The organism is Aliivibrio kagoshimensis (assembly GCF_050337105.1).
In the GTDB taxonomy this organism is placed as follows: domain Bacteria; phylum Pseudomonadota; class Gammaproteobacteria; order Enterobacterales; family Vibrionaceae; genus Aliivibrio_A; species Aliivibrio_A kagoshimensis.
Genome location: NZ_JAKJSQ010000107.1, coordinates 1 through 8,369 on the forward strand (window position 1 = coordinate 1; position 8,369 = coordinate 8,369).

At 42.7% G+C, this 8,369-nt stretch carries 6 protein-coding genes and 1 pseudogene; 2 read left to right on the forward strand and 5 right to left on the reverse strand.

The genetic code is table 11. The annotated features are described in order from the left end of the window. A pseudogene (locus tag L4C32_RS19615) lies at window positions 1–285 on the forward strand (integrase core domain-containing protein); the annotation flags it as partial. Window positions 286–343: 58 nt separating this feature from the next. Here the strand turns inward: L4C32_RS19615 and L4C32_RS19620 are convergent. The 3 genes from L4C32_RS19620 to L4C32_RS19630 form a co-directional block, all read right to left on the reverse strand. Next, on the reverse strand, window positions 344–1,534 hold the full coding sequence (locus tag L4C32_RS19620) for an amino acid aminotransferase (RefSeq protein WP_428198585.1): 1,191 nt from the start codon (window positions 1,532–1,534) through the stop codon (window positions 344–346). A 220-nt stretch (window positions 1,535–1,754) separates the two neighbouring features. Continuing rightward, on the reverse strand, window positions 1,755–3,155 hold the full coding sequence (gene asnS / locus L4C32_RS19625) for an asparagine--tRNA ligase (protein ID WP_428198586.1): 1,401 nt from the start codon (window positions 3,153–3,155) through the stop codon (window positions 1,755–1,757). Between the two features lie 88 nt (window positions 3,156–3,243). After that, complete coding sequence (locus tag L4C32_RS19630) at window positions 3,244–4,863, reverse strand: methyl-accepting chemotaxis protein (RefSeq protein ID WP_428198587.1); 1,620 nt, start codon at window positions 4,861–4,863, stop codon at window positions 3,244–3,246. Between the two features lie 211 nt (window positions 4,864–5,074). Here L4C32_RS19630 and queD point away from each other — a divergent pair, with 211 nt between their 5' ends. Continuing rightward, on the forward strand, window positions 5,075–5,434 hold the full coding sequence (gene queD, locus L4C32_RS19635; protein WP_428198588.1) for a 6-carboxytetrahydropterin synthase QueD: 360 nt from the start codon (window positions 5,075–5,077) through the stop codon (window positions 5,432–5,434). Window positions 5,435–5,507: 73 nt separating this feature from the next. Here the strand turns inward: queD and L4C32_RS19640 are convergent, their stop codons facing one another. Further along, window positions 5,508–6,869, reverse strand: coding sequence for an L-serine ammonia-lyase (locus tag L4C32_RS19640; protein ID WP_428198589.1), 1,362 nt, complete (start codon window positions 6,867–6,869; stop codon window positions 5,508–5,510). An 86-nt stretch (window positions 6,870–6,955) separates the two neighbouring features. Next, window positions 6,956–8,209 carry an aromatic amino acid transport family protein gene (locus L4C32_RS19645; RefSeq protein ID WP_428198590.1) on the reverse strand — a complete coding sequence of 418 codons (1,254 nt, stop codon included), beginning with the start codon at window positions 8,207–8,209 and terminating at the stop codon, window positions 6,956–6,958. Window positions 8,210–8,369: the final 160 nt, after the last annotated feature.

The following is an 8,369-nucleotide window of genomic DNA, read 5'->3' on the forward strand; positions in this document are numbered from 1 at the left end:
ATATTGCTCTGGTGTTTATCAGGCCGCATTGACAAGAAGCGGAATTAGGCCATCGATGACAGATGGGTATGACTGCTATCAAAATGCCCTTGCAGAGCGTATAAATGGCATACTGAAACAGGAGTTTTTGTTGTACAAGTGCCGAGGGCTTGATGAATTAAAATTGCTCGTTGATGAGTCAATACAGATATACAATGAAATGAGACCGCATTTAAGTTTGGGAATGAAGACACCAAACGAGGTGCACAAAAAGGTCAGAGCGAAAAGCTTCTGACCTTCTATTAAAAACCGTCAACGTATTTTAGGACGGGACACTAATGTCTTAGCATACAACCTAGCCGCGTTATAAAACTGCAGCGATACCTCGGCATAGCGGTAGCATGTTATCTTTCGTCATTCCTGCCACACTAATGCGACCCGAACCAACAATGTAGATAGAAAATTCATCTTTCAAACGGTTCACTTGTTCTTTGGTTAAACCAGAGAAAGAGAACATACCGTTTTGGCGCTCAATGAAACTAAAGTCTGCTGTTACGCCCTGCTCTTTTAAGGTCGTTACAAACAGAGTACGCATCTCTTGAATACGATCACGCATCTCTTTGACTTCTTGTTCCCACTCTGCACGTAACTTGTCGTCATTGAGTATCTCTGTGACAACTGATGAGCCGTGAGCCGGTGGGTTTGAGTACATAGAGCGTATGATGGTTTTAATCTGTGAGAATGCCGCTACAGACGTCTCAGGCGTTTCAGAGACAAGTGTAAATGCCCCAACACGCTCATTATATAAACCAAAGTTCTTAGAGAAAGAACTGGCTACAAGTAACTCTTTGCAATGTGTGGCAAAGATACGTAACCCTTGAGCATCCTCTTCAACACCTTTTGCAAACCCTTGGTAAGCAAAGTCAAACAGTGGAAGTAGCTCTTTATCAGCACAGAGTTTTGCAAGTTGTTCCCACTCCTCAGCTGTTGGGTCAATCCCCGTAGGGTTATGGCAGCACCCGTGTAAAAGAATGACATCACCAGGTTGTGCTTGCTTAAGGTCGGCCATCATTGATGATAGGTCTTTGTTTTTTGTCTCAGCATCGTAGTAGCTGTATTGTGAAGTTTGTATGCCAGCAGCGGTAAATACACCTACATGGTTTGCCCAGGTAGGGTTACTGATCCAGATCTTGCTATCAGACAGTTGGCGTTTGATAAACTCACCAGCAACTCGAAGGGCACCTGTGCCACCTGGAGCTTGAGCGGTTTGCGCTCTTTTACTAGAGATAATGTCAGCATCGTTACCAAAAAGGAGTTTCTGTACTGCAAGTCCGTATTCAGCAGTACCTTGAATTGTTAGGTAAGATTTGGTTTTTTCATTTGACAGCAAAAGAGCTTCTGCTTTTTTTACTGTAGCGAGAATAGGGGTTTCGCCAGCTTCATTTTTGTAGATTCCAACGCCTAAATTGATTTTTTCACTGCGAGTATCATTTTTAAACTCTTCAGTTAAACCAAGAATTGGGTCAGCAGGAGCTAGAGCGATTTTTTCAAACATAGTCGTCATCCGTGGTGATCTAATAAAAAAGGTGTTTTCATTTTATTTATACCTTTTAAATCGACGGGTGTACAAGGAAAAATGCGACTCAGAGCAAGAATTTTTTTTTAAAAGTGTGAGCAGATAGAAATAGCAGTATGAATAGAAAGAGGCAGTTGGAAAAGATATGCAGTTTAGATGAAAAAAACCCCGACTAATCGGGGTGTAAAGTAAGACTTTTTTAGAAATTTGCTGAGCGAGGTGCGCGAGGGAATGGAATGACATCACGGATGTTTTGCATGCCAGTCACATAAGAGACTAAACGTTCAAACCCTAGACCGAAACCAGCGTGAGGAACCGTGCCGTAACGACGCAAATCGCGATACCAGCTCATGTGTTCAGGCTCAATACCCATCTCAATCATACGCTTATCAAGCAACTCTAGACGCTCTTCACGCTGAGAACCACCAATGATTTCGCCAATGCCAGGGGCAAGAACATCCATAGCGGCTACTGTCTTACCATCGTCATTCATACGCATGTAGAACGCTTTGATGTCTTTTGGATAGTTTTTCACCACGACAGGTGCTTTGAAGTGCTCTTCAGCCAGGTAGCGTTCGTGCTCAGAAGACATGTCAATGCCCCACTCAACATCAAACTCAAACTTGCGGCCAGACTCTTGTAGGATCGTAATTGCATCCGTGTAGTCTACTTGAGCAAAATCAGAAGTAACAAACTGCTCTAGACGAGTAATTGCTTCTTTGTTGATGCGTTGAGCGAAAAACTCAAGGTCATCACGGCGCTCTTCAAGTACAGCAGCAAAGACATATTTCAACATGTCTTCTGCCAGTTTCGCTGCATCATCAAGATCGGCAAACGCAACTTCGGGTTCAACCATCCAAAACTCAGCCAAGTGACGACTGGTATTTGAGTTCTCAGCTCGGAAAGTTGGGCCGAAAGTGTAGACTTTACTTAGTGCACACGCGTAGGTTTCCGCATTTAACTGACCTGACACGGTTAAAAAAGTCTCTTTACCAAAGAAGTCTTTGTCGTAATCAACAGTGCCTTCATCGGTCATCGGCGTGTTCACCATATCCAATGTGGATACGCGGAACATCTCACCAGCACCTTCCGCATCTGAAGCCGTGATCAATGGAGCAGACATCCAAAAGTAACCCTGCTCATGATAGAAGCGATGAATCGCTTGTGAGAGGCAGTTACGGACACGAGCAACAGCCCCAATAACGTTAGTACGTGGGCGCAGGTGAGCGACTTCTCGTAAATACTCAATAGAGTGTCGTGTTTTAGCCATTGGGTACGACTCAGCATCTTCAACCCAACCGACTACTTTTACTGCAGTCGCTGCAAGTTCAAAATCTTGCCCTTTTGCTGGGGATTCAACGATGGTGCCTGTGACTTCAACAGAACAACCAGTCGTCAGTTTTAACACTTCGTCTTGATAATTATTTAGCTCATTAGGGACCACGGCCTGAATCGGGTCGAAACAAGAGCCGTCATAAATGGCAAGAAAAGAGATTCCAGCTTTGGAATCACGACGTGAGCGTATCCAACCACGGACAGTGACTTCACTGTCTACGGTCAACTTTCCGCTAAGTACGTCTGTTACAGGCGCGTAAGTCATCTAATTTACTTCTCCATTAAGGTACATTTTCGTCAATGTACATAAAAATTGGTTTTCAGGTGACATATTACCTGTCTCATTTCAAGCTTCAACCCTTGTTAGCATCAGAAAGGGTAAATTGATTAAGTAATTGTTCTAATTGCTCAGAGAGTTGTTCAAGATTTAGACTAATCGCCTGACTTTTCGCTGCATGAGACGATGTTGAGTCGGTATGGTCGGTGATGGTCTTTACTCGAGTTCTAATATCATTACTCAGGCTGGATTGTTCTTTTGATTGCTGGTTAATAGAGTTGGCATGCTGGTTGACTTCTTGTACTTGCTGCCCAATATCACTAAGTGATGTGGCTAAGCGTTTAACCATCTCTGAACGTTGGTAAGCCGCTGTACATGTTTTCTCAACCGAATCGAGTGATTTACCACTGTCGATACGAAACTGCTCAATGATAGTTTGAATGTCTTGGGTTGCATCACGAGTGCGTGTCGCTAACAGACGAACCTCATCTGCTACGACCGCAAAACCGCGTCCTTGTTCACCAGCTCGTGCCGCTTCAATCGCCGCATTTAAAGCCAGTAGGTTCGTCTGTTCAGAAATAGATTGGATAACATCTAAAATAGAAGAAACTTGTTGGCTTTGTTGATTCAGCTGATTAATTTGATCTTTGACTTCTTCAATATCCCCAACCAGATTATTAATGTCGCTACTGGTTGATTGAGCAAGCGTGGTGCCTTGGATTGCGGCACTCGACATCTGTTCACTCAACTCAAGGGCATCGTTTGTACGCTCTTCCACCTGAAATAGCTGTTGTTGCATTGAACCTATGTGCGTTAATACCTCTGACGTTTCTATACGCTGGTTATTTACGGAAGAGTGGGTGTTTAGCGAGACCTCAGTTAATTCTGTCGAGGCAATAACAAGTGAGTGGGAGGTACTTTGCACTTGTTGTAGACTGGAAGAAAAGTTATCCAATAGCTGGTCAAAGCTACGGCTCAATTCACCAATCTCGTCATGCCTATCACTATTAACTCGTAAACTCAGATCTTTATTATCACTTGTTTTTTTCATCGATGCTGAGATGGTCTTGAGAGGTTTTATGACTATTTTTCGGATAATAAATACGGTAAAGACAAATCCAATAAAGGCGATAGAGGCCATGATTAAACCTGCTATAACGGTTTTATTATTAACAGACTCATTCATTTTGGTGGCGTTGTACTCTAACCGAACCACACCGAGAATATCCCCCTCATTAACCATATGGCAGTTTAAACAATTGGTACCACGATAATCTTTGCTCGCACGCATGGGCAGAGCGACGACAATGCCTTTTCCCCAGTCCGCAATGATCGGTTCGATAACCGTCTCACCATTTAATGCGCGTTGGTCAATCTCATCTTGTACTTTTTGCTCGGCAAACCCAGGGCCAAATAAGTTTGATATTTTATCAGAACGAATCACACGTGCCTCTTCAATCCCTGATTGTTCAAGAACTTTACTGCGTAGAGTTTCACGTTGAGAGATGGTACCAGTCAACATCATCATATTTAAACTATCAAAGTAATTACTGGCTTTATCGTGCAGCTGTTCAGACACGATCTCATCGAGTAACTGCTTCTGTTGTGAGTGTTGGTAGAAAAGCGAGATAGTTAATACTAAAGAGAAAACGGTAATTAGAGTCAGTAACAGTTTGTGGGTAATGGACAACTGCATCGTAAAGCCTTTGTAAAAATATGGTTATTAACAACAATGTTAACAAATGGTTGGAGTAAGGTAATAAATAGTGATGACAAATGTGATCGTTATCTGCTGGTGATGGAACATATTTTTAAAACGAAAATAGTTGGGAATGACTTGAGACGTCAACCAATTTTGCGTAGCATCTGCCACCACTATTATTGTTTCCATGATCAAGAGAAATTCCATGTCTACTGAGTTGTATAAAGAGTTTATGTTTGAAGCCGCGCATCTGTTGCCGCATGTGCCTGAGGGGCATAAGTGTGGACGCCTTCATGGTCACTCTTTTCTCGTTCGTCTTTATGTTGCAGGAGATGTCGATCCACACACCGGTTGGATCATTGATTTTTCGGAAATAAAAGCGGCTTTTAAGCCTATTTATGACCGCTTAGACCATTACTATCTGAATGACATTGAAGGGTTAGAGAATCCGACCAGTGAAGTATTAGCGGAGTGGATATGGCAGCAGTTAAAGCCAAGCCTACCACAACTTAGCAAAGTGATGATTAAAGAGACTTGCACGGCGGGCTGTATTTATACAGGCTAAGTTCTGATTGCGACTCACAAATGATGACAAAAAAGGCGACTGATTAGCCGCCTTTTTTATCTAAAGGAGCAGATTAACAGATCACTTTAATAGCGAGTCCGCCTTGAGAGGTTTCACGATATTTAGCATTCATATCTTTACCTGTCTCAAGCATGGTCTCAATAACCTTATCAAGTGATACTCGTGGTGCTGTAGAACGGCGAAGTGCCATACGAGTTGCGTTGATTGCTTTAACGGCAGCAATACCATTGCGCTCAATACATGGAACTTGAACTTGACCAGCAACAGGGTCACACGTTAGGCCAAGATTATGCTCCATAGCAATTTCAGCAGCAATACAGACCTGCTCAGCACTTCCACCCATCAATTCAGCAAGGCCAGCTGCGGCCATTGAACAAGCGACACCTACTTCACCTTGACAGCCAACTTCAGCACCTGAGATTGAGGCATTTTGTTTAAATAGCCCACCAATAGCACCAGAAGCAGCAAAATAACGTGTGTACTCTTTAGGACCCACTGTTTGGATAAACTTATCGTAATACGCCAATACCGCTGGAACGATACCGCATGCACCGTTAGTCGGGGCTGTAACCACACGACCGCCCGCTGCATTCTCTTCGTTCACAGCAAAAGCAAACATATTCACCCAATCCAATACCGTCATTGGGTCATTAGAGAGTTTCTCAGTCGTTAGAAGCTGTTGACGAAGTGCTGCTGCGCGACGTGGAACACGCAGAGGTCCAGGAAGAACGCCTTCAGTGTTCATGCCTCGATCCATACATTCACGCATCGCTTTCCAAGTGTTCGAAAAGTAAGTACTAATATCGTCAGATGACGAAACAGCACGTTCATTTTCTAATACAAGGGCGCTGATAGAGAGGCAGTGTTCTTTACATAAGTTAACCAGTTCTTCTGCACTATTAAATTCGTAAGGGACATTGACAGAGCTTTCGACTTCTTTACCGAAGTTCTCTTCATCAACAATAAAACCGCCACCGATAGAGTAGTACGTTTTACTGAAGAACACTTCATCACCAACCCACGCGTGAATTTGCATACCGTTTTCATGTAGCGATAGGTTAGTGGTTTGGAAGTTCATGCCACCTTCTCGTGGAAAATCAACAGTGTGGCAATGCATACCTACAGGCAGTCGCTCGGTCTCTTCAACACGAGCAATGAAACCGGGAATGCTCTCGATATCAACGTGTTCTGGGCTGTTACCAGCAAGTCCCATAATAATGGCGATATCTGTTTGATGACCTTTACCAGTTAAAGAAAGTGAGCCGTAAACATCGACAGTTATTTTTGTGATGTCACGCAATTTACCGATGCTACGAAGCTCATCGATAAATTCTTTACCCGCTTTCATTGGACCAACAGTGTGCGAACTAGAAGGACCTACACCGATTTTATAGATATCAAAAACGCTAATCATGTTATTCACCTCGAAAGCTAGACCTCCGATAAAGGAGGCCTAATTTCATTATTATTGACGCTTAATAGCTAAGTAAGTATAGCTAATTATAGCGCACCGTAAATTACAGAAGTAATTGCGGCAACACCGCAAAGCGCTGTAAAGATACGAACAGGGGCTGATGTTTTATACTTCGCCATTGCTGGTACTTTGTACATAGCATAAACAGGCATTAGGAATAGAATGGCTGCAATCATTGGCGCACCGATTGTTTCAATCATTCCTAAGATACTTGGGTTAACGATAGCAACAATCCAGGTCGTTACTACGATAAATACCATTGACAGTTTGTTGATACTTTTCACTGGCATTGTTGAGTTAGTTTTTACTAGTCCAACTAGACCTTCGTGTGCACCTAAGAAGTGGCCGAAGTAGCTAGACGTAATCGCAGCAAACGCAACGATTGGACCTAAAATTGAGATAAGTGGTGATGCGTGAACGTTCGCAAGGTAAGACAGAACACTGATGTTCTCGGCTTGTGCTTGTGCTAACTGCTCAGGTGACAGTGAAAGTACGACTGAGAATACGAACAGCATTACGAAGCTCATTAGCATCATCGCAGCGCCACCCGTAATCATATCGGTCTTTTTAGATGCATCTTCACCATATACACGGCGTTGCTCTTTAGCAAACTGGCTGATCACAGGGCTGTGGTTAAATGAAAACACAATGATTGGAATTGCAAGCCAAACAATTGAAGGCATTGATGACCAATCAGGGTTTACTGAAACCATTGATGAGTTCCAATCAGGAATCAAAAATAGAGATAAGGCTAATAGGATAAAGACTAATGGATAAACCATAGCTGAAGTGGCTTTAAGCATTAGCTCTTTACCAAATACAACGCCCGCTGTCATTAGAGCAATTAATCCACCGGATAGTAACCAACGTGGTGCTGATTCCATACCAAGCTGATTAACCATGAAGGAATCAACGGTATTAGTAATACCAACACCATAGATTAGAACAATAGGGTAAATAGCGAAAAAGTAGGCAAAAGTAATAAGTGTCGCGCCTTGTTTACCAAAATGTTCTTCTACAGTATCCGTGATATCTGCTTCTGGGTTTTTCGCTGAAAGTACAAAACGAGCTAAGCTTTTATGAGCAAACCACGTCATTGGTGCAGCGATAAGAGCAAGAATGACTAGAGGCCAGAAACCGCCAGCGCCTGCTTTGATTGGAAGGAAAAGTACACCGGCACCAACAGCGGTTCCGAAAAGAGAGAGAGTCCAAGTGAAATCTTTATATGTCCATTTTGCTTTTTTTATTTCGCCCACAGTTGAGCTAGTTGCATTTTGCATAATATAAGTACTCATTGTTCATGTTGCTGGAATAGGAAGGCGCATTGTGGCCATTTTTTAAAGCAAAACTTTGACCTAGATCTCTATATGCAAACTATTTGTAACAAGTGATAAAAACATTGATTCAGATCACATTTAAATGCAGGGTTACATAAAAAAA